Annotated in this window: 19 protein-coding genes; 9 read left to right on the top strand and 10 right to left on the bottom strand. The window is 68.6% G+C overall.

The window, feature by feature from the left end; translation table 11 throughout:
* From cysN to TBU01S_RS09775, 6 genes are all read left to right on the top strand, one after another.
* Positions 1 to 1,908 carry a sulfate adenylyltransferase subunit CysN gene (gene cysN / locus TBU01S_RS09800; protein WP_068636462.1) on the top strand — a complete coding sequence of 636 codons (1,908 nt, stop codon included), beginning with the start codon at positions 1 to 3 and terminating at the stop codon, positions 1,906 to 1,908.
* 50 nt (positions 1,909 to 1,958) lie between these two features.
* On the top strand, positions 1,959 to 2,741 hold the full coding sequence (gene cysQ, locus TBU01S_RS09795) for a 3'(2'),5'-bisphosphate nucleotidase CysQ (RefSeq protein ID WP_068636461.1): 783 nt from the start codon (positions 1,959 to 1,961) through the stop codon (positions 2,739 to 2,741).
* 210 nt (positions 2,742 to 2,951) lie between these two features.
* Positions 2,952 to 3,620, top strand: coding sequence for a TetR/AcrR family transcriptional regulator (locus TBU01S_RS09790; protein WP_068636460.1), 669 nt, complete (start codon positions 2,952 to 2,954; stop codon positions 3,618 to 3,620).
* A gap of 10 nt (positions 3,621 to 3,630) precedes the next feature.
* Complete coding sequence (locus TBU01S_RS09785; RefSeq protein WP_068636459.1) at positions 3,631 to 4,809, top strand: sulfotransferase family protein; 1,179 nt, start codon at positions 3,631 to 3,633, stop codon at positions 4,807 to 4,809.
* A complete protein-coding gene (locus TBU01S_RS09780; protein WP_068636458.1) occupies positions 4,802 to 6,253 on the top strand; it encodes a UBA domain-containing protein in 1,452 nt (483 codons plus the stop codon). The genes TBU01S_RS09785 and TBU01S_RS09780 overlap by 8 nt, the downstream gene beginning before the upstream one ends.
* 86 nt (positions 6,254 to 6,339) lie before the next feature.
* Positions 6,340 to 7,368, top strand: coding sequence for a TIGR03617 family F420-dependent LLM class oxidoreductase (locus tag TBU01S_RS09775; RefSeq protein ID WP_068636457.1), 1,029 nt, complete (start codon positions 6,340 to 6,342; stop codon positions 7,366 to 7,368).
* Between the two features lie 55 nt (positions 7,369 to 7,423).
* Here the strand turns inward: TBU01S_RS09775 and TBU01S_RS09770 are convergent, their stop codons facing one another.
* Genes TBU01S_RS09770 through TBU01S_RS09735 form a run of 8 tightly spaced genes read right to left on the bottom strand, consistent with a single transcriptional unit; the run spans position 7,424 to position 16,183 of the window.
* On the bottom strand, positions 7,424 to 8,842 hold the full coding sequence (locus TBU01S_RS09770; protein ID WP_068636456.1) for a DHA2 family efflux MFS transporter permease subunit: 1,419 nt from the start codon (positions 8,840 to 8,842) through the stop codon (positions 7,424 to 7,426).
* Between the two features lie 14 nt (positions 8,843 to 8,856).
* Entirely contained in the window at positions 8,857 to 10,011 is a 1,155-nt protein-coding gene (locus tag TBU01S_RS09765) for an acyl-CoA dehydrogenase family protein (protein WP_068636455.1), read from the bottom strand.
* A gap of 13 nt (positions 10,012 to 10,024) precedes the next feature.
* A complete protein-coding gene (locus tag TBU01S_RS09760; RefSeq protein WP_068636454.1) occupies positions 10,025 to 11,239 on the bottom strand; it encodes an acyl-CoA dehydrogenase family protein in 1,215 nt (404 codons plus the stop codon).
* 25 nt (positions 11,240 to 11,264) lie between these two features.
* The gene (locus TBU01S_RS09755; protein WP_068636453.1) at positions 11,265 to 12,455 is read right to left on the bottom strand and encodes an acyl-CoA dehydrogenase family protein; all 1,191 of its coding nucleotides are present in this window, start codon (positions 12,453 to 12,455) and stop codon (positions 11,265 to 11,267) included.
* A gap of 17 nt (positions 12,456 to 12,472) precedes the next feature.
* Positions 12,473 to 13,651 carry a lipid-transfer protein gene (locus TBU01S_RS09750; protein ID WP_068636452.1) on the bottom strand — a complete coding sequence of 393 codons (1,179 nt, stop codon included), beginning with the start codon at positions 13,649 to 13,651 and terminating at the stop codon, positions 12,473 to 12,475.
* A 19-nt stretch (positions 13,652 to 13,670) separates the two neighbouring features.
* Positions 13,671 to 14,090, bottom strand: a complete 420-nt coding sequence (locus TBU01S_RS09745) for a MaoC family dehydratase (protein WP_068636451.1) — start codon at positions 14,088 to 14,090, stop codon at positions 13,671 to 13,673.
* Positions 14,062 to 15,195: an acyl-CoA dehydrogenase family protein gene (locus TBU01S_RS09740; protein WP_068636450.1), complete on the bottom strand. Its 1,134-nt coding sequence runs from the start codon at positions 15,193 to 15,195 to the stop codon at positions 14,062 to 14,064. Before TBU01S_RS09740 ends, TBU01S_RS09745 begins: the two co-directional genes overlap by 29 nt.
* 10 nt (positions 15,196 to 15,205) lie before the next feature.
* The gene (locus TBU01S_RS09735) at positions 15,206 to 16,183 is read right to left on the bottom strand and encodes an OB-fold domain-containing protein (protein WP_068636449.1); all 978 of its coding nucleotides are present in this window, start codon (positions 16,181 to 16,183) and stop codon (positions 15,206 to 15,208) included.
* Between the two features lie 321 nt (positions 16,184 to 16,504).
* Between TBU01S_RS09735 and TBU01S_RS09730 the strand changes: the two genes are divergently transcribed.
* Positions 16,505 to 18,094, top strand: coding sequence for an MFS transporter (locus TBU01S_RS09730; protein WP_068636448.1), 1,590 nt, complete (start codon positions 16,505 to 16,507; stop codon positions 18,092 to 18,094).
* A gap of 101 nt (positions 18,095 to 18,195) precedes the next feature.
* Here the strand turns inward: TBU01S_RS09730 and TBU01S_RS09725 are convergent, their stop codons facing one another.
* Positions 18,196 to 18,468 (bottom strand): Fic family protein, encoded by a 273-nt coding sequence (locus tag TBU01S_RS09725; protein ID WP_157659121.1) that lies wholly within the window; start codon positions 18,466 to 18,468, stop codon positions 18,196 to 18,198.
* 29 nt (positions 18,469 to 18,497) lie between these two features.
* Positions 18,498 to 19,292: an SDR family oxidoreductase gene (locus TBU01S_RS09720; RefSeq protein ID WP_068636446.1), complete on the bottom strand. Its 795-nt coding sequence runs from the start codon at positions 19,290 to 19,292 to the stop codon at positions 18,498 to 18,500.
* Between the two features lie 176 nt (positions 19,293 to 19,468).
* Between TBU01S_RS09720 and TBU01S_RS09715 the strand changes: the two genes are divergently transcribed.
* Both TBU01S_RS09715 and TBU01S_RS24760 read left to right on the top strand, forming a co-directional pair.
* A complete protein-coding gene (locus TBU01S_RS09715; RefSeq protein ID WP_068636445.1) occupies positions 19,469 to 20,275 on the top strand; it encodes an enoyl-CoA hydratase in 807 nt (268 codons plus the stop codon).
* A 70-nt stretch (positions 20,276 to 20,345) separates the two neighbouring features.
* The gene (locus TBU01S_RS24760) at positions 20,346 to 20,495 is read left to right on the top strand and encodes a hypothetical protein (RefSeq protein WP_245650888.1); all 150 of its coding nucleotides are present in this window, start codon (positions 20,346 to 20,348) and stop codon (positions 20,493 to 20,495) included.
* Positions 20,496 to 20,503 lie beyond the last annotated feature (8 nt).

The following is a 20,503-nucleotide window of genomic DNA, read 5'->3' as shown; positions in this document are numbered from 1 at the left end:
ATGGCACACGTATCCGACCTGATCGGCACCGACATCGAGCAGTACCTGAAGGCGCACGAGAACAAGAGCCTGCTGCGCTTCATCACCTGCGGCAGCGTGGACGACGGCAAGAGCACGCTGATCGGCCGCCTGCTGTACGACTCCAAGATGCTGTTCGAAGACCAGCTCGCCGCGGTCGAAAGCGATTCGAGGAAGTACGGCACCCAGGGCGAGGCGATCGACTTCGCGCTGCTGGTCGATGGCCTCGCCGCCGAGCGCGAGCAAGGCATCACCATCGACGTCGCCTATCGTTTCTTCTCCACCGACCGGCGCAAGTTCATCGTCGCCGACACGCCGGGGCACGAGCAATACACCCGCAACATGGTCACCGGCGCCTCCACCGCCGACGCCGCCATCCTGATGGTCGATGCGCGCAAGGGCATCCTGACCCAGACCCGCCGCCACAGCTACCTCGTCAAGCTGCTCGGCATCCGCCACGTCGTCGTCGCCATCAACAAGATGGATCTGGTCGATTACTCGGAGCAGGTGTTCGCCCGGATCGTCGACGACTACCGTGAATTCGCCGCCCGCATCGGCATCGAGGACGTGAGCTTCATCCCGCTGTCCGCCTTCCGCGGCGACAACATCACCGCGCCGAGCGAAGCCATGCCCTGGTACCACGGCAGCACGCTGATGGACTACCTGGAAACCGTGGAAGTCGACGACAGCCGCCTGCAGCACACGGCTTTCCGCCTGCCGGTGCAGTGGGTCAACCGCCCCAACCTGGATTTCCGCGGTTTTGCCGGCACCATCGCCGGCGGCACGGTCTCGCCGGGCCAGCGCATCCGGGTGCAGCCGTCGGGGCGCGAGAGCACGGTGGCGCGCATCGTCACCCACGGCGGCGATCTGGCACGGGCGGTCGCCGGCCAGTCGGTGACGCTGACGCTGGCCGACGAGATCGACATCTCGCGCGGCGACATGATCTCGACCGTGGACGCCCCCGCCGAAGTGGCCGACCAGTTCGAGACCACCATCGTGTGGATGCACGACGAGCCGCTGCTGCCCGGCCGCCCCTACCTGCTCAAGATCGGCACCAGGACGGTGACGGCCACGATCACCGACATCAAGTACCAGGTCAATGTGAACACGCTGGAGCACATCGCCGCCAAGAAGCTGGAGCTGAATGCCATCGGCGTGTGCAACCTCGGCCTCGACCGCCCGATCGCCTTCGATGCCTACCGCGACAACCGCGACACCGGCGGCTTCACGCTGATCGACCGCCTGTCCAACAACACCGTCGGCGCCGGCCTGCTGCACTTCGCGCTGCGCCGCGCGCACAACATCCACCTGCAGCACGTCGACGTCGACAAGGCTGCGCGCTCGACGCTCAAGCACCAGAAGAGCTGCGTGCTCTGGTTCACCGGGCTGTCCGGCGCGGGCAAGTCCTCGATCGCCAACCTGGTGGAAAAGAAGCTCCACGCGCTCGGCCACCACACCTACCTGCTCGACGGCGACAACGTGCGCCACGGCCTGAACAAGGATCTAGGCTTCACCGATGCCGACCGCGTCGAGAACATCCGCCGCGTCGGCGAGGTGGCCAGGCTGATGGTCGACTGCGGCCTGATCGTGCTGACCGCCTTCATCTCGCCGTTCAAGTCGGAGCGGCGGATGGCGCGTGCGCTGGTCGACGAGGACGAGTTCATCGAAGTCTTCGTCGATACGCCGCTGGAAGTGGCCGAGTCGCGCGATCCGAAAGGCCTGTACAAGAAGGCCCGCCGCGGCGAACTGAAGAACTTCACCGGCATCGACTCGCCATACGAAGCGCCCGAGGCGCCGGAACTGAGGCTGGACGCGTCGCGGCTGTCGCTCGAAGCCGCCGCCGACGCGGTCATCGCCACGCTGCGCCTGCGCGGCATCATCGCCGACTGAAGCCGCCGCCCTGCCCGCCGCGGGGCGGCCCCGACACCCGAGGAAAGACCATGGCCCGACCACCCGACCATTCCACCCTGCTCGACGCCCTGCTGCCCGTCGCCCGCGCCGCCGGCGACGCCATCATGCGGATCTACGCCACCGACTTCGCCGTGCGCGGCAAGGACGACGCCTCGCCCGTCACCGAGGCGGATGAGCGCGCCGAGGCGCTGATCCTGCCCGCACTCGCGCGCCTGGCGCCGGACATTCCGGCCGTGTCGGAAGAAGAGGCCGCCGCCGGCCGCATTCCGGCAGTGGGCGAACGCTTCTGGCTCGTCGATCCGCTGGACGGCACCAAGGAATTCATCAACCGCAATGGCGAATTCACCGTCAACATCGCGCTCGTCGAACACGGCCGGCCGGTGCTCGGCGTCGTCTTCGCGCCCGCGCTCGACCGCCTGTTCGCCGGCGCTGCCGGGCTGGGCGCCTTCGTCGAGGACAAGGGCCTGCGCCGCCCGATCAGCACCCGCAGGCCGCCTGCCGAAGGGCTGACGGTCGTCGCCAGCCGCTCGCACGGCGACGCCGATGCGCTGGCCGCCTTCCTCGACGGCCGCGAGGTCGCCCGCCAGACCAATGCCGGCTCCTCGCTGAAGCTGTGCCTGGTGGCCGCCGGCGAAGCCGACGTCTATCCGCGCCTGGGCCGCACCATGGAATGGGACATCGCCGCCGGCGATGCCGTACTGCGCGCCGCCGGCGGCTGCGTGCATGAACTGGGCGGCAGTCCGCTGCGCTACGGCAAGGCGGATTTCGCCAATCCGCATTTCGCCGCCTGGGGCACGGCGGACGCCGCATGAGGACGGCGCCGGGCGGAGCCTCCAGCCCCGCCCGGCGCCTGAAAACCGAGCTTTGCTCGGTTTATGCGAACCGCAACCCATCGCCTTCCGCAAGCCCCTGTTTGCAAGCGATTTATTCCAGCAGAGCCGTACCAATTCCTAGTCCGAATGCGAGTAGCCAGCCCGGCGGCCGTTTGCTCAAATGGACGGCATCCGCCAGCAGGAAAAGCCATGGTTTCGAACCCTTCCCCCCTTCGCCGCAGCCCGACCCAATCGCGCGCCGCCGCCACGCTGGCGGCGATCCGGGAAGCGACGCTCCGCATTCTGAAGAACGAAGGCCACGCGCGGCTGACGACCAACCGCATCGCCGAAGTCGCCGGCATCAGCATCGGCAGCCTGTACCAGTACTACGCCGACAAGCATGCGATCGCCGCCGACATCTGCAACGAGCTGCTGACCTCCGAGCTCGACGAGATCAGGCGCCTCGACCGCCAGGCGATCGCGCTGGCCAAGGCTTCGCTCGACGCCACGCTCGGCTTCTTCGTCGAGGAGCAGGTCGCCCGCCACCGCCGGCTGTACCTGCAACTGCAGGACTTCTACCTCGAAATCCACTGGAAATACGACTTCGAGGCCTATTCGCGGCGGAAGTACCCCAACAAGCCCAGCACCGCCGAATGGCTGCCGTCGGCGCTCGAAGCCCATCGCGACGCGCTGCGCGTGCGGGACTTCGGGCTGGCAGCGCAGATGGTGGCCAGCACGCTCGAAGGCACGATCCACGCCACGCTGGACCGCAACCCCGAGCTGATCCTGAGCCGGGCTTTCGTCGACGAGCTGCACGCGATGCTCGTCCGCTACCTCAAGAAGATGCCCGGCGAAGCCGGCCCGGACACCGGAAAATAAGGAGACAGGCTTGTCGTACTATTTCGATTTCACCGTCTGGTTCAAGCTGCTGCGCCTGGTCGGCAAGGAAAGCAATCCGCGCCAGCGCCGCGGTCTGTACAAGCTCCTGCTGCTGCACATCCCGCTGCGCGCGGGCGTGACCGCGGTCTGCTTCTTCCTCGACGGCATCCTGTTCCCCGGCCTGTGGCGCACCCGTGTCGAGCGCCCGGTGTTCATCATCGGCCACGCGCGCAGCGGCACCACGCTGGCCCACCGCCTGATGGGCGCGGACGAGCGTTTCTCCACCTTCAAGTATTACGAGCTGCTGCTGCCTTCGCTGCTGCAGAAGAAGCTGGTGCGCCTGGTGGCCCGGCTCGATGCCGGGCTGTTCGGCCGCCGCATCGAGCGCCGGCTGCAGGCCTGGGAGAAACGCAAGTTCGGCCCCACCCAGCACATCCACAAGATGGGGCTGACGATCCCGGAAGAAGACGACCTGATGTACTTCAATTCCTGCGCCTCGGGCTTCTGGCTGACCAAGCTGCCCTACATGAGCGAGCTGGACTTCTTCCACATCGACCAGCGCCCCGCCGCCAGCCGCCGCCGCATGATGAAGTTCTACAAGGAATGCGTGCGCCGCCAGCTCTACCTGAACGGCGGCCGGCGCATCCACCTCAGCAAGAACCCGACCTACTGCGGCCGCGTCGAGTCGCTGCTCGAAGCCTTTCCGGATGCGCGCTTCGTCGTGCTCTACCGCAATCCCCACGAAACCATCCCCAGCCTGCTGAAGCTGCTCAACGTCGGCTGGAAGCTGCAGGGCAACCTGTCGCAGGAACGCATCCGCAGCTCCAACGAGGTGATGACCGGCCTGTCGTACGAGACCTATCTATATCCGCTCGAAGTGCTGCAGCGCCATCCCGAAACGCCTTACGCAGTCATCGACTACCGGCGCCTCACCAGCGACCCGAAGGCGGCCATCGAGGACGTCTATCGCGACCTCGGCCTCGACATCACGCCGGCTTTCGCCGCCTTCCTCGACGCCGAAGCGGCGCGCAGCCGCAAGCACGAGACCGGGCACCGCTACAGCCTCGCCGAGTTCGGTCTGGACGACGGCGAAATCCGCCGGCGGCTGGCACCGCTGTTCGAACGATTCCGCTGGGACGACGACGCCCCGGCGGCCAAACGAGAATCCAAGGAGCTGGCCCATGCATGAACCCGATCCGCTGCACGACGCCGTATTCGAGAAGGTCAAGGCCCACGCCGAAGCCCGCGACCCCGCCACCCGCGACGCCGCCGCGCTGCTGCGCCAGGCCTGGGACGGCATGATCGGACAGCTGCAAGAGGCCCGCGACGCGATCGACGACCCCAGGCTGTGGCCGCCGCCGGCGACGCCGCGCAACCTCGCCGAAGGCTACCGCTACGTGCTCGGCTTCCTGTACGGCTCGATCTCGCGCTGCCTCGGCCCGACGCCCGAGTTTCCGTACTTCGTGCGCGCCATCCAGCCGCTGAACCGCTCGACCATCGACAACTGCGACGCCATCTACCTGATGGCGCCGATCGACGGCAATCACAGCTACACCATCCGCGGCCGCGCCGGCGACACCAGCGCCTGGCGCGGCGGGCAGGCGCCGGCCGGCGTGCGCAAGGCGCCGCACTACGTGATCTTCGAAGCGCCGAGCGGCTATTCGGGCGAAAGCGGCAGCCTCAAGGAGCTGAAGCCGGGCTCGCGCATCAACTGCGCCGAACTCGACTGCACCGAGCTGAAAGTCGAGGCCGACGGCAGCTTCGAGATCCTGCTGGCGCCGGAAAAGCCGCCCGGCTACGAAGGCAACTTCATGCTCACCCGCGCCAGCCGCACGCGCAGGAACAAGGACGGCGTCAGCGAAACGCGCGAATACGTCAGCCAGCTGGTGATGCTGCGCGAACTGTTCTGCGACTGGGAAAACGAAGACCTGCTCGAACTCTTCATCTACCGCAACGACCTGCTCGGCCAGCCGATGCCGGCCTGCACGCCCGAGGCCGCGGCCCGGCAAATCGCCGACATCGGCCGCTTCACCCGCAACCAGGTACATTTCTGGAACGAGTTCTACGCCGTGGTGTGCGAGTGCTACGGCGACATGAACGGCGACGGCAAATGCTTCATGCCGCGCAACGACGTCAACAAGCCCAATGCCGCCTCGCTCGCCACCGCCGGCGGCATGGCCACCAACGTCTATTGCGGCGGCATGTTCGAACTGGCGGATGACGAAGCCCTGGTGGTCGAACTGCACCAGCCGGTCGAACCGGTCTACATCGGCTTCAGCCTGGGCAACATCTGGGGCGAATCGCTCGATTTCGCCAACTACCAGAGCAGCCTCAGCGGGCTGCAGGCCCACCGCGACGCCGACAACGTCTACCGCTGCGTGATTTCGCACCGCGACCCGGGCATCGCCAACTGGCTCGACACCACCGGCCAGCCCGAAGGCTACATGGCGATCCGCTGGGCCTATCCGGAAAAGCCGATGGACAAGCTCCCCTGGGCGACGGCGAAGAAAGTACCGCTCGCCGAAGTGCGCCGGCACCTGCCGGCGGCGACGCGCACGATCACGCCGCAAGAACGCCGCCGCCAGATCGCGATCCGCCAGGAACACGTGCAGCGCCGCTACCGCCAGCACTGATCACGCCACTCCCACCGCCCGGGGTCGGCGCTGCCGCCCCGGCCGCCTGCCTCATTCCCCGACTCCGCCTTTCCCCTGGAGCCTCCATGTTCGAGATCTTCGCTTCCACGCCGGAAAACCTGAACCTGGCCGACATGGGCGCTTTCGCCCGCCGCGTCGAAGCCATGGGCTACGACGGCCTGTTCGTTTCCGATGCGATCCACGACGGCCTGCTGCTCGCCTGCCAGGCGCTGTCGGCCACCACCCGGCTCAAGGTCGGCACCTCGGTGCTGATCGTCTTCCCGCGCAGCCCGATGAACGTCGCGCTCGCCGCCTGGGATCTGCAGAAGATGTCCGGCGGCCGCTTCGAGCTCGGCATGGGCACGCAGATCAAGCAAAACATCGAGGATCGCTATTCCGCGCGCTGGCTGCCGCCGGCCGCCGGCATGCGCGAATACCTCGGCTCGCTGCGCGCCATCTTCCACGCCTTCCGCAGCGGCGGGCCGCTCGACTACGTCGGCGAGCACTACAGGTTCACCCGCCTGCAGCCCTTCTTCAACCCCGGCCCGATCGATGCCCCCGACGTGCCGCTGATGCTCGGCGCCGTCGGCCCCAAGATGCTGGAGCTGGTCGGCCAGCGCGCGGACGGCGTGCACACCCACCCCACCAACACCTCGGTGCGCTACCTGAAGGAAATCATCCTGCCGCAGATCGCCGCCGGCGTGGAAAAGCGCGACCCCGCCCTCGCCCGGCCCTTCATCAGCGCCAGCCAGTTCGTTGCCACCGGCCCGGACGACGCCACCGTCGCCGCCGAGCGCGAACGCTTCCGCGACATGCTCGCCTTCCTGTTCTCCACCCCGGCCTACTGGGCCAGCCTGGAGCTGTTCGGCTGGCAGCACGTCGGCGAACGACTGCTCGCGCTGACCCGCGAGAAGCGCTGGAAGGACATGCCCTCGATCTTCACCGACGAAGTGCTCGACACCTTCCTCGTCTCCGGCCGCTACGACCAGTTGCCCGAGCGCCTGGGCTCGCGCTTCGGCGGCCTGGTCGATCGCATCACGCTGACCGTGCCGAACGACCCGGCCCACGATGCGGCGGCGGCGGAAGCGATCGCGGCGATCCGCGCCTGGCGCTGAACGCCGGGTACGCGCTGGCCCCTCCGCCGGGCGCCCCTGGCCGGGTGCCGGTCTTTCAGCGCAGCCGCGGCGCCATGCGCATCGCCACCGCCAGCGCGAGGCCGAACACCAGCGCCAGCAGCAGAAAAGCCTGTACATAGGCAAGGTGCAGGCCGCCTTCGAGCGCGCCATGGACCGCCGAACGCCATTCGACGAACACCGCGACCACCGCCACGCCGAGCACGCCGCCGAGCTGGCGGTTGTAGTTGCTGACCATCGAAGCCTGGCCCAACCGCACCGGCGGCACGCGCGCCATGGTCGCGACCATCAGCGCCGGAATCGTCAGGCCCAGGCCGAAGCGGCCGATCAGGCTGAAGGCGATCACTTCGGCATAGCTCGCCGCGCTGCCGCGCCAGGCGAACAGCAGGAAGGAGAAGCCGAACAGCACCAACCCCCACACCATCACGGCGCGCGGCGAATGGCGGTCGGTCAGTACGCCGGCGAGCGGAATCACCACCGCCAGCAGGATCCCCGAAGGCAGCAGGGCCAGCCCGGCCAGCGTGGCGTCGTAGCCGAGCGCGTTCTGCAGGAAGACCGGAATCAAGTAGGTCGAGCCGTAGAGGCCGAAGCCATAGACCAGCGTCACCACGCCGGTCATGGCGAAGTTGCGCTCGGTGAGCAGATCCAGCGACACGATGGGCGCGGCGGCCCGCCGCGCATGGACGACGAAAGCCGCGACGCACAGCGCCGACAGCACGAGCAAGGACAGCACCCAGGGGTCGAGCAGGCCATGCTTGCGCAGGCTGACGATGAAGTCGATCGCCAGCAGCGAACCCGCGCACAGGATGCCGACGCCGAGCCAGTCGAAAGGCTGGTGCGCCGCCGGCTCCGGGCTGGGCAGCAGATACAGCCCGGCCACACCGGCGAGGATGCAGAACGGCAGGCTCATCAGGAAGATCGCCGGCCAGCCGAAGCTGTCCAGCAGCATGCCCGCCAGCGCCGGCGCCACCGCCGGTGCCAGCACGATGCCGAAGGCGAGGATGCCGTGCGCCCGTCCCTGGTTGCCGGCCGGGAACAGCCGCATCACCGCCAGCATCGGCAGGGGCTGCAGCAGCCCGGCGGCCACGCCCTGCAGGATGCGCATGCCGACGACGAAGCCGAAGCTCTCGCCCAGCGCGCCGGCGACACTGGCAAGGCCGAGCAGCAGGTTGGCGCCGAGAAAGAGCCGCCGGAAGCCGATCCGGTCGAGCAGCCACGGCGTCGGCAGCATGGCGACGGTGAGCGCGGCGAGGAAGCCGGTGATCGCCCACTGCACCTGGTGCTGGCCGAGGCCGAAGTGCATGCCCAGCGCCGGCACGGCGACGTTGAAACTGGTCGTCGCCAGCACCGCCGCGATCGTGCCGACGCCGACCACCGCCAGGACCAGCCACTTGAAGGACTCGCCGTGGCGGGCCAGCAGTTCGCCACGCGGCCGGGCTTGCGGAAGCCAGCTCATCGGCGTGTCTCGCCTCAATCCTCCGCGGTACCGAGTTCGCCGTAGCGCTGGACGTGGAAGTCGCCGTCGCCCAGGCAGGCCTGGGCGACACGGATGCGCTTCAGGAACAGGCCGACGTCGAGTTCATCGGTGACGCCCATGCCGCCGTGCATCTGCACCGCCTCGCGGCTGATGCGGTGGGCGGCGTCGCCGGCCTTCCACTTGGCCAGGCTGGCCAGGCGCGCACGCGCGGCGCCATCGAGCGCCGGGTCGTCCAGCGCCGCCAGGCCGGCCATCACCGCGCTGCGCGCCAGTTCCTGGTGGGCATGGCACCACGCGGCGCGGTGCTGCAGGGCCTGGAAGCTGCCGATCGGTACGTCGAACTGCACGCGCGTCTTCAGGTACTCGACCGTCATGTCCAGCAGGGCCTGCGAAGCGCCGAGCAGCTCGGCCGCGAGGCAGACGCGGCCGCGATCGAGCGCGGCGTCGAGCACGTCGAAACCCTCGCCTGCGGCGCCGAGCAAGGCATCGGCACCGATTTGCACGCCGTCCAGCGCCAGCACGGCGTGGTTGCGCGAATCCAGCATCCGCATCGGCGACATCCGCAGGCCCGGCGCATCGGCCGGCACCAGGAACAGGCTGATGCCGGCCCGCTCGCCCGGCCGGCCGGCGCTGCGCGCGGCGACGACGTAGGCATCGGCGCCGATGCCGTCGGCAACGAAAGTCTTGCTGCCGTTCAGCAGGTAGCCGCCCGCATTGCTTTCGGCGCGCAGTGCGATGCCGGCCGGGTCGTGCCTGGGCTGCTCGTCGACCGCCAGCGCGATGCGCTTGCCGCCGCCGATCAGCGCCGCCATCCATTCCGCCTGCTGCGCCTCGGTACCGGCCAGCTCGATCACCGCGCCGCCCAGCACGACGCTCGACAGCAGCGGCGAAGCCGACAGCTTGCGGCCGATCTGCTCGAACACCGCGCCCAGGCCCTTGCAGCCGAAGGCCAGGCCGCCGAGCGATTCGGGGAAGGGAATCGCGCTCCAGCCCATGTCCACGATCTCGCGCCACAGCGCGGCGTCGAAACCTTCGGCCGCCCCGGCATCGCGCAAGGCGCGCTGGGCGGCGACCGGGCTTTTCGCCATCAGGAACTCGGCGGCGGTGTCGGCCAGCAGTTGCTGCTCTTCGGAATAAACCAGACTCATGGCACCCGCCTCCTCACTTGCCTTGCCTGCCGGCATTGCCTTCGGGCAGTTCCAGCACCCGCTTGGCGATCACGTTCAATTGCACTTCGGACGAGCCGCCGGCGATGGTCTGCGCGAAGCTGCCGAGCCAGGCCCTGGCCAGCGCCAGTTCCTGCGCCTCGAAGGCCTCGCCCTCCCAGCCCAGCGCGCGATGGCCGAGCACGTCGAGCAGCACTTCGAACTTGTCCTTCTCCTGCTCGGAATGCACCAGCTTCATGATCGACATCAGGCCGGACACGTCCCTGCCCGCACGCATCTCTTCGCCCATGCGCTGGGCGCTGAGGCTGTAGGCCATTTCGTCCATCGCCATCGCGCAGGCGCGCTGGCGCAGCACGACATCGGCCGGCGAGGACGAGGCCGGCGGCGGCAGGTAGCGGCCGACGATCGACAGCAGGTCGAAGCGCGTCGGCAGGCTCAGTTCGCCGAACTTCGACATCGCCCGGCGCTCGTGCTGCAGCAGGGCCTTGGCCAGCGTCCAGCCGCCGTCGAGCGGACCGATCAGCTGGCCCTTGGGCACCTTCACGTCGTCGAAGAACACCTGGCAGAAGGAGGACTTGCCGCTGATCAGATCGATCGGCTTCGCCTCGATGCCGGGCGAGCGCATGTCCACCACCAGCAGGCTGATGCCCTGCTGCTTGGGCGCGTCGGGGTCGGTACGCACCAGCATGTACATCCAGTCCGACTTGTCGCCGTAGGAGGTCCAGATCTTGGTGCCGTTGACGACGAAATGATCGCCGGCATCGACCGCGCCGGTCTTGAGGCTGGCGAGGTCGGAACCGGCATTGGGCTCGGAGAAGCCCTGGCACCAGCGGATCTCGCCGCGTGCCATCGGCGGCAACAGTTGACGCTTCTGCTCTTCGGTGCCGAACTCGAGGATCACCGGCCCCAGCATCCAGATGCCGAGGTTGATCTGCGGCGGGCGGCAGCGCAGCCGCCGCATCTCGGCTTCCAGCACCGCGGTCTGCTCGGGCGTGAGCCCGCCACCGCCGTACGCCACCGGCCAGTCGGGGCAGAACCAGCCCTTGTCGCGCATGCGCGCGAACCACAGGCGCTGGTCCTCGGTCTCGAACGCGACCTCGCGGCCGCCCCACACCAGTTCGCCCTCCGGCATCGGGGTACGCATCGACGGCGGACAATTGGCCTCGAGCCAGGCGCGGGTCTCGCGGCGGAAATCTTCGATCGTGCTCATCTGCTCATCCTGTGTCGAAACCTGGTCAGCGCGAGCGCGGCATGCCGAGGGCGAACTGCGCGATCAGTTCGCGCTGGATCTCGTTGGTGCCGCCGCCGAAGGTGTTGGTGACGGAGGCGCGCACCTCGTATTCCAGCTCGCCCTGCAGGAAGGACGCCGCCGAGCCTTCGCGCACGAGGCCGTTGGCGCCGACCACCTCGGACAGCTTGCGCAGGATCTCGATCACCGCCTCCGAACCATACACCTTGGTCACCGAGGCGAGCGCGACGTCCATCGCCCCGCGCTCCAGGTTCGCGGCAATGCGGAAATTGATCAGCCGCATCGCCTCGAGCCGCGCGTAGCACTCGGCCAGCAGGCTGCGCACCCAGGGTTTGTCGACCGCGCGCCGCCCTTGTTCGTCGGCCGCCTTCGCCCACAGGCAGACGCGGCGGAACAGGCCGACGACCTTGTCCGACCACGCCCCCAGGCCGAGGCGCTCGTGGTTGAGCTGGGCGGTGATGAGCTTCCAGCCGCCGTGCAGTTCGCCGACCAGCATGTCGGCCGGCACGCGCACGTCGTCGTAGTAGGTGGCAGCGGTCGGGTTGCTGCAGGTCGGGATCACGGTGTGCGAGAAGCCGGGCAGCGTCGTGTCCAGGATCAGGATCGACACGCCCTTGTGGCGCGGGCGCTCGGGGTCGGTGCGCGCCGCCAGCCAGATGTAGTCGGCCGCCTCGGCGCCCGAGGTCCACAGCTTGTTGCCGCTGACGACGAAGTGGCCGCCTTCCAGGCCGCCCCCCGGCCCGGCCTCCAGCCGCGCGCTCGTCTTCAGCGTCGCCAGGTCGCTGCCGGCCTCGGGTTCGGAATAGCCGATGGCGAAGATGATCTCGCCGGCGGCAATGCCGGGCAGGAACTTGCGCTTCTGCGCCGCGCTGCCATGCTCCATCAGCGCCGGGCCGACCGTGCTGATGGTGACGAAGGGCAGCGGCGCGCCGGCGATGCAGGCTTCCTCGAAGAAGATCAACTGCTCGGTGGCGGCATAGCCCTGGCCGCCGTGCTCCTTCGGCCAGCCCACGGCCAGCCAGCCGTCGGCGCCCATCCTGCGGACGGTGTTGCGATACAGCTCGCCCCCTTCCTTGCCGCGCAGTTCCTGGCGCAGCTCGGGGGTCATCAGGTTCTGGAAGTAGTCGCGCACCTTCAGGCGAAGGGCGTGCTGCTCCGGGGTCAGATCAACGAACATCGTCCGCTCTCCTTTGCTCAGGCCGCGCCGAGGATCAGGCCGCTGGTGGGCACGCCGGTGCCGGCGGTCACGAGCACGTTCTCGACATCGGCGACCTGGTTGGCCGCGCTGCCGCGCACCTGGCGCACCCCTTCGGCGACGCCGTTCATGCCGTGGATGTAAGCCTCGCCGAGCTGGCCGCCATGGGTGTTGATCGGCAGCCTGCCGCCGCGCGCGTGATGGCCGGCGCGGATGAAGTCCTTGGCCTCGCCGCGCTTGACGAAGCCGAACTCCTCGAGCTGGGGCAGCACGAAGGGCGTGAAGTGGTCGTAGATCACCGCGGTCTGGAAGGCCTCGGGGCCAAGGCCGGACTGGGCGTACAGTTCCTTCGCCACCACGCCCATCTCCGGCAGGCCGGTGATGTCGTCGCGGTAGTAGGAGGTCATGCTCTGCTGGCCCGTGGTGATGCCCTGCGAGCCGGCCTTGATGATCACCGGCTTCTGCTTCAGGTCGCGGGCGCGCTCGGCCGAGGTGATGACCATCGCCACCGCGCCATCGGATTCCTGGCAACAGTCGAGCAGGCGCAGCGGCTCGGCGATCCATTTGGAAGCCTGGTGCTCTTCCAGCGTGATCGGCTTGCCGTGGAAGAAGGCCGCCGGGTTGGTGGCGGCGAAATCGCGCACCGCCACCGACACGCGGCCGAAGTCCTCGCTGGTGGCGCCGTAGGCGTGCATGTAGCGGCGGGCGAACATGCCCACCCAGGCCGCCGGGGTGTGGAAGCCGAAGGGCATGTACCAGCCGTAATTGACGTTCTCGAAGATCGGCGTCGAGCCGAAGCCGTAGCTGCCGGTGCCGAAGCGGTACCAGGAGCGTTCGTTCATCGCCCGATACACCACCACGACCTTGGCCACGCCGGTCGCCACCGCCATCGCCGCATGCAGGATCGGCGCGCAGGCGGCGCCGCCGCCATGCGGCACGGTGGAGAAGAACTTGACGTTGTTGCAGCCGAGCAGGCGGGCGATTTCGTATTCGGGCACCTTGTCCATGGTGTAGGAGGAAAAGCCTTCGACCTCGGACGGGTCGATGCCGGCGTCGGCGAGCGCGGCCAGCGTGGCCTCCATGGCCAGGCGCAGTTCGGTGCGGCCGGAGTTCTTGGAGAACTCGGTCGCGCCCAGGCCGGCGATGGCGGCGCGGCCGGAAATGGAGATGTCGGTCATGTGTGCTGTTCTCCGCATGTCAGGGCAGCACCAGCGTGGCCGTGCCGGTCACGTGGCTGCCCATCGAGTTCTTGCCCTTGAGCGCGACGTCCACCTCGCGGCTGGCCGCGTCGGCGCGGACGACTTCGCCGCTGAAGGTCATGGTGTCGCCCGGGTAATTGGGCGCGCCGAGCTTGATCCGCAGATCCTTGAAGCGCGCCGCCGGGCCGGCCCAGGCTTCGACGAAACGCTGGGCCAGGCCGCTGGTGGTGAGAATGTTCATGAACACGTGCGGCGAACCGAGCTGCTGGGCCGCTTCCATGTCATGGTGGCCGGGAAAGTAATCGCGCGTGGCGATCGCGCCGGCGGCGATCAGGGTCGTCGTGATTGGGATCGCCAGTTCGGGCAGCGCCTCGCCGGGGCGCACGTCGTCAAAGCGCTTGCTGTTCTTCGAGGTCATATTTCCATCCCAGCTTGTCGTTGTTGGCGAGCCAGTCGCCGAGTCGTTCGAGCGTGGCGGCGCTGCCGCCCAGCGTGATGCCGAGCGCGCGGCTCCAGTACAGGTAGCGGTGGATCGGATAGGTGAGATCGACGCCGATGCCGCCATGCACGTGCTGCGCCTTGTGACCGACGAGGTGGCCGCATTCGGCGGCGAGATACTTGACCGCCAGCGCCTCGGACGGCGACGGCAACCCGGCATCCAGCCGGTACACCAGTTGCCACAGCACCGAGCGCAGCGCCTCGATGGCGATGCGGGCGTCGGCCATGCCCATCTGCACCGCCTGGAAAGTGGCGATGGCGCGGTCGAACTGGCGGCGCTCATTGATGTAGGCGACGCTGCGGCTCAGTTGCTCGCTGCTGACGCCGAGCTGCAGCGCGGCCAGCGCGGCGATGGCGCGTTGTTCCAGCCAGGGCAGCGCGGCTTCCGGCAGCATCGCCCCGGCAGCGAGCCTGAAGCCGTCGAAGCGCAGATCGGCCACCGCCTCGCCGTGGGTGAGCACACCGCCGATCTTGTCGATGCCATCGGCGCGCAGGTCCACCGACACCACGCGCGGGCCGTCGCCGGTGGCGGCCAGCAGCAGCGCGCGGCACACTTCCGCGCCCAGCGGCACGGCACGGACGACACCATCGAGCAGCCAGCCCTCGCCATCGCGCCGCGCCTGCAGCGCGATGCCTTCGGCACGCGCGGCACCGTCGAGTGACAGCGTGAGCAACTGCTTGCTTTCGGCCGCAGCGGCGGCGATTTCCGCGCCCTCGGCGCCGCCGAAGCGCGCCAGCGCCGCGGCGCCGAGTTGGTGGCGCCACAGCGGCACCTGACCCAGCCCGCGGCCCTGGGCCTCGAGCACCAGCATCAGCTCGGTCATGCCCAGGCCGCTGCCGCCGGCCTCTTCGGGGATGGCCAGCGCGTGCAGGCCGGTTTCGACGCACTTGCCCCACAGGTCGGCCATGAAAGCTTCGTCCGAGGCATCGAAGGCGCGCAGGCGGTCGTCGGTGCACAGGTCGGCGAACAGGCTGCCGGCCATGTCGGCGATCGCGCGCTGGTCCTCGCTCAACTGGAAATCCATGCTCGCCTCCTCAGCCCGCGACCGGACGGAACATCGGCAGCGTCAGCTCGCCGTCGTCGAAGGACTGGAACTCGACCTGCACGCGCTGGCCGATCCCGATCTCGTCGCGCTTGACGCCCACCAGGCCAGCGACCAGGCGCACGCCTTCGTCGAGGTCGATGAGGCCGATCGGGTTGGGATGCTCGAACGGCGGCACTTCCGGGTAGTGCATGACGACGAAGGAATGGATCTCGCCCTTGCCCGAGGCTTCGACCGTGTCCCAGTCGAAGGAATGGCAGTCGATGCACACCGGCGCCGGCGGATGGCGCAGCGTGCCGCAGCAGGTGCAGCGCTGGATCAGCAGCCTGCCGGCCTGCACACCCTCCCAGAAGAAGCGGGTGTCGTCGCTGACGCCGGGCTGCGGCCGCTTGTACTTGGGCACGGCCGGCGCCGCGCCCTTCTCCGCCGGCTTGGGCACATTGGCCGGGCGGAACTTGAACACGCGGAACAGCAGCTGGCCGACCTTCTCGTCGCCCGCGGGCTTCTGCGAGAAGAAGCTCATGATCAGCGTGACGAAGAAGCCGGTGCCCAGCGCGGTAGTCTTTTCCTCGCCGACCGAATCGAGCCGGGTGGTGTAGTACAGCTTCTCGCCCAGCTTCAGATAGCGTTCGAAGCTGAGATCGGAGTTCACCGCCACCACCGAGGGGTAGCCGTGCGCCTCCATCATCTTCAGCACTTCGTAGGGGTTCTCGTCGGTGGAGCCCGGCGCATAGTTGTTCATGTGCAGGCCTTCGAGGCACCAGGCCTGCAGCATCGCCGGCGGCGCCACGATGCCGCCGAATTCGCTGGCGGCGGCATGGGCCGCATCGGTGTAGAGCGGGTTGTCGATGCCCATCACCTCGCACCACTGCCGGATCATCGGCGCATTGACCTCGTCCCAGGCGTAGACGCGACCGTACTCGCGACCCACCTTGGCACGCACTTCGGACATCCATTCCTGTTCAGCCAAGTTCGTCTCCCGCTGTTGTGCGAGGCCCTGCCGCGCCTGCCCCGCGTCTACCTGTTCCCGCTGCCGAAAGAGAAGGAAGCACTCGCTGCCGCAACGGCGCGGCGCCTCTTTCGCAGCACCTGCGGCGAGTCTAAGACCAGGGCGATGCACGGCACTTCGTCTGAACGGACGATGGACAAGCACACCGGAACCCGGCATTCACAGCGTTTTCCAGGCAGGATTTAGTCTCATCAGACGATGCGCCTCCGCCTCGCGGAAACGACCATCCGCCCCGCACAAAGGCGGCGCGCCCCCGCATGCGCCGCATCCGGAGACGCCCGCATGGAACCACGTACCGACGCGCGCACGGCCTGGGCCGTGTACGCCGCCCTGCTGTTCGGCACCTTCATCACCGTCGAGGCCGCCGCCTTCCAGGCCCCCGCGCTGCCCAGCGTCACCCGCCACTTCGGCATCCCGGTCAACATGGCGGCACTGGTGCTGATCATGTACGCGCTGGCGCTCACCGTGTTCGCACCGGTCATGGGCCGGCTGGGCGACCAGCATGGACGCAAGCGGGTGATCAGCATCGGCATGCTGGTGTTCGCAGCTTCGGAGTTCGCCGCGGCCTGGGCGCCGAATTTCTGGTTCTTCCTCGGCGCCCGCTTCGTGCAGGGCCTGGGCGCGGCCTGCATCCTGCCCGGCGTGTTCGCCTACGCCGCCCACCTGTTTCCGGACAACAAGCGCGGGATGGCGCTGGGCATCCTCTCCTTCACGATGCTGTTCGGCGCAACCTCGGGCGGCCTGCTCGGCGGCCTGCTGATCGACCGTCTGGGCTGGCCCAGCGTGTATTGGATCAGCGGCGCCCTGACCCTGATCGGCCTCATGCCGGTGCGCCTGCTGGTGCCGGAGATCGCACCATCCAAGACCCGGGCCGCCTTCGACTACACCGGCGCCATGCTGCTGTTCGCGGTGATCGCGGCGCTGCTGTCGCTGCCCACCTGGGCGACCAGTTTCGGCAAGGAATCCATCGTCACCTGGGCGATCGTGTTCACCGGCATCGGTAGCCTGGTCCTGCTGTGGCGGCACAGCCGCAAGGCCGAAAACCCGGTCATCGACCTCGGCATCCTGTCCAGCCGCGCCTTCGCCACGCCGTCGGCGGTGTACTGGCTGCACATGATCTTTTCCAGCGGCATCGTGTATTCGCTGGCCTTCTTCATCAACAACCGCCCGGGCGGAACGGCGGCGCAGTTCGGCCTGGTCACGCTGTTCCTGTACGGCAGCGGCCTCATCAGTTCGCCGATCGCCGGCAGGCTGGTCGACCGCATCGAGCCGCGCGTGCTGTCCATCGCGGCGATCCTCGCCAGCCTGGCCGGCACCGTGCTGTTCCTGAACATCGATGCCACGACGCCGCTGTGGATGGTCATCGTCGTCGCCTGCATCCTGGGCCTGTCGATCGGCTGCAACACCCCGGCGATCATGAAGCTGGCGCTGGGCGCGGTGCCGGCAAAGGACATGGGCGCCGGCAGCGGCCTGTTCAGCATGTTCCGCGACCTCGGCAGCCCCACCGGCTCGTCGCTGTCGCTGGCGGTGTTCGGCGCCACGCTGGCTCATGCCACGCACGGCGCAATCGCTCGCCAGGCCGCACCGCTCGGCCTCGACCCTGCCACGGTCGACAGCCTCGCCCGCGCCGCCGGCAGCCGCGCGCGCGAAGTGCCGGCCGAGTTGGCGAATCAGCTGGCCGAAGCCGGGCTCGCGGCCGATGTGCTGATGAGCCAGGCGACGCTGGAAGGGTTGAATGCGGCGCTGAGCAACGTGGGGTACATGTTGCTGGGGCTGATCACGCTGGCGTTGTGTTTGAGTCTGAGCCTGATGAAGACACGAACGCTGGGGAGCGACACGACCTCATTGTCGTTGGATGTCAGCTCTGATTGAATGTCCGCGCTTACGAAAAAGCCAGCGCGAGGCTGGCTTCTTCGAACTGGTGGCGGACGGTTGCCGCCCGAAAAACCGGCTGCCTGGATTAGATGGCGCTTTTACGGGTTGCCGCTGGCTCGAGGGTGTTTGAGCGACAGAGCCGTTTTCAGCCAGCGTTGCCCGAGGGAGGTCAGGCGGTAACGCTGGCTGCGGCTGTCGGGCTTGTCGGGCAGGGTCATTTCAATGACGCCCTGTTCCAGCGCGGGCGCCAAATAAGTCTTGCGGAAGTGTTCCCGGTGGGCAAGCCCCACCGCATCCTGCATCGCCTGTCGGGTCATTTCACCCTTCATCCGCGCCAACAACGTTCCGACTTGCGCGGTGACTTGCGTCACATCTGCCCAAACCGCAATGATTTTCGCCGCTACGCCCCCGCGTTGGCGGCCGCCAGGAAGGCCGGCCGCTCGCCGCCGCCGTGCAGCAGCAGGTTGGTGCCGGCGAAATACGCAGCCATCGGCGAGCCGGCGTACAGGCAGGCGTCGGCGATGTCCTGCGGCGTGGCCATGCGGCCGGCGGGGATGGTGGCGCCGACGGCGGCGATGCCGGCTTCGTCGCCGTAGTGCAGGTGCGCCTGCTCGGTCTGCACCAGGCCGGGGCTGATCGCGAGCACGCGCACCTTGGGCGCCCATTCCACCGCCAGCGAGGACGCCAGCGACAGCACGCCGGCCTTGGCCGCGCCGTAGGCGGCGGTGCCGGGCGACGGGCGCGAGGCGGCGACGCTGCCGATGAAGATGACGACGCCGCCCCCGGCCTGTTGCTGCATCAGCGCGTTGGCCTGCTGGGCGACGTTGAGCGGCGCGAGCAGGTTGAGGCGGATGATGCCTTCATGGAAGCGCGGCGAGGCCTTGTCGGCGAGCGCGAACGGCGCGCCGCCGGCGTTGTTGACCAGCACGTCGAGCCGGCCGAGGCGCTCGCGGATGGTGGCGAACAGGCTTTGCAGGGATTCGACGTCGCGCACGTCGACGGGAATGAATTCGGCCGCCCTGCCGGCCGCTTCGGGCAGCGCCTCGGGCGCGTTGCGCCCGCACACCACCACCGACGCGCCCGCCGCCAGGAAACCCCTGGCGATGCCCGCGCCGATGCCCTTGGTGCCGCCGGTCACCAGCACGACCTTGCCGCGGTAATCCAGCGCCGCGGCCGGGAAAGCCTGAGTGTTCATGTCCGTTTCTCCGCATCGTTTGGATGCCTGCGAGTCTAGGCCCGCCCCCCTTGCCGTTCGTCGTCTGAACGGACGATGAGCGGCTTGCGCCGCGGGCGGAATAATCGCCCCATCCCCCACCCCGCTCCGGGCCCGGCGGCCGCAGGGCCGCCGCCGGGAGCCCGCATGGAGTCTTCATGACCGCCGAAGCCACGCCGCCGTCGCCCGAGACGGCCACGCCGCTGCTGCTCGAACGCCTGGACGGCGGCGTCGCGCTGCTGCGCCTGAACCGCCCCGAGGCCACCAACGCGCTGTCGCTGGAGCTGCAGGCGCTGCTGTCGCGGCGCTTCACCGAACTGGCGGCGGACGACAGCGTGCGCTGCATCGTACTGACCGGCGGCGACAAGGTCTTCGCCGCCGGCGGCGACATCACCAGCATGGCCGGCGCCGGCCCGATCGAGATCACCCGGCGCCATACCGAGCGCGTGTGGGGCCCGATCCAGCACTGCCCCAAGCCGGTGGTCGCCGCGGTGTGCGGCTATGCCTACGGCGGCGGCTGCGAGCTGGCGATGCTGGCCGACATCATCGTCGCTGGCGAGGGCGCGCGCTTCTGCCAGCCCGAGATCCGCATCGGCATCATGCCCGGCATCGGCGGCACCCAGCGCCTGGTGCGCGCGGTGGGCAAGGCCAAGGCGATGCGCATGGCGCTGACCGGCAGGCCGATCAGCGCGCACGAAGCCTGGACCGCCGGCCTGGTCAGCGACCTGGTGCCGGACGCGCAGGTGATTCCGACCGCGATCGAGCTGGCGCGCGGCATCGCCGCGATGCCGCCGCTGGCGGCCGAGCAGATCAAGGAATGCATCCTGCTGGGCATGGACGCGCCGCTCGAAGCCGCGCTGGCGATGGAGCGGCGCGCCAACGCCCTGCTGTTCGCCTCGCACGACCAGAAGGAAGGCATGGCGGCCTTCATCGAGAAGCGGCCGCCGAAGTTCGAGGGCCGCTGACAGCGGCGGCCGGGACGCCATGCAGTTGCCCCGTTTCCCCCATTCCTCCACGACCAAGGAAATGAACACGATGTCCGGCGCCCCCCTGCCCGCCCCCCTTTTCAGACTGGATGGCTGCGTCGCCATCGTCACCGGCGCCGGCCGCGGCATGGGCCGCGGCGTGGCCGGGTGGGTCACGGGCCAGGTCGTGCCGCTCAACGGCGGCGGCATCACCGCCTGAGTTCCGCG

Origin of the sequence: Thauera butanivorans NBRC 103042 (assembly GCF_001591165.1) — a bacterium.
Classification (GTDB): Bacteria; Pseudomonadota; Gammaproteobacteria; order Burkholderiales; family Rhodocyclaceae; genus Thauera; species Thauera butanivorans.
Note: the sequence above shows the minus strand (reverse complement) of the source record. Positions and strands in the feature narration are given on the sequence as shown.

Coding starts and splice junctions, on each gene's coding strand:
- TBU01S_RS09765 (WP_068636455.1), bottom strand. CDS start 10,011: ATGAGTCTGGTTTATTCCGAAGAGCAGCAACTGCTGGCCGACACCGCC.
- TBU01S_RS09770 (WP_068636456.1), bottom strand. CDS start 8,842: ATGAGCTGGCTTCCGCAAGCCCGGCCGCGTGGCGAACTGCTGGCCCGC.
- cysQ (WP_068636461.1), top strand. CDS start 1,959: ATGGCCCGACCACCCGACCATTCCACCCTGCTCGACGCCCTGCTGCCC.
- cysN (WP_068636462.1), top strand. CDS start 1: ATGGCACACGTATCCGACCTGATCGGCACCGACATCGAGCAGTACCTG.
- TBU01S_RS09740 (WP_068636450.1), bottom strand. CDS start 15,195: ATGGATTTCCAGTTGAGCGAGGACCAGCGCGCGATCGCCGACATGGCC.
- TBU01S_RS09775 (WP_068636457.1), top strand. CDS start 6,340: ATGTTCGAGATCTTCGCTTCCACGCCGGAAAACCTGAACCTGGCCGAC.
- TBU01S_RS09745 (WP_068636451.1), bottom strand. CDS start 14,090: ATGACCTCGAAGAACAGCAAGCGCTTTGACGACGTGCGCCCCGGCGAG.
- TBU01S_RS09780 (WP_068636458.1), top strand. CDS start 4,802: ATGCATGAACCCGATCCGCTGCACGACGCCGTATTCGAGAAGGTCAAG.
- TBU01S_RS09750 (WP_068636452.1), bottom strand. CDS start 13,651: ATGACCGACATCTCCATTTCCGGCCGCGCCGCCATCGCCGGCCTGGGC.
- TBU01S_RS09790 (WP_068636460.1), top strand. CDS start 2,952: ATGGTTTCGAACCCTTCCCCCCTTCGCCGCAGCCCGACCCAATCGCGC.
- TBU01S_RS09720 (WP_068636446.1), bottom strand. CDS start 19,292: ATGAACACTCAGGCTTTCCCGGCCGCGGCGCTGGATTACCGCGGCAAG.
- TBU01S_RS09760 (WP_068636454.1), bottom strand. CDS start 11,239: ATGAGCACGATCGAAGATTTCCGCCGCGAGACCCGCGCCTGGCTCGAG.
- TBU01S_RS09755 (WP_068636453.1), bottom strand. CDS start 12,455: ATGTTCGTTGATCTGACCCCGGAGCAGCACGCCCTTCGCCTGAAGGTG.
- TBU01S_RS24760 (WP_245650888.1), top strand. CDS start 20,346: ATGTCCGGCGCCCCCCTGCCCGCCCCCCTTTTCAGACTGGATGGCTGC.
- TBU01S_RS09730 (WP_068636448.1), top strand. CDS start 16,505: ATGGAACCACGTACCGACGCGCGCACGGCCTGGGCCGTGTACGCCGCC.
- TBU01S_RS09715 (WP_068636445.1), top strand. CDS start 19,469: ATGACCGCCGAAGCCACGCCGCCGTCGCCCGAGACGGCCACGCCGCTG.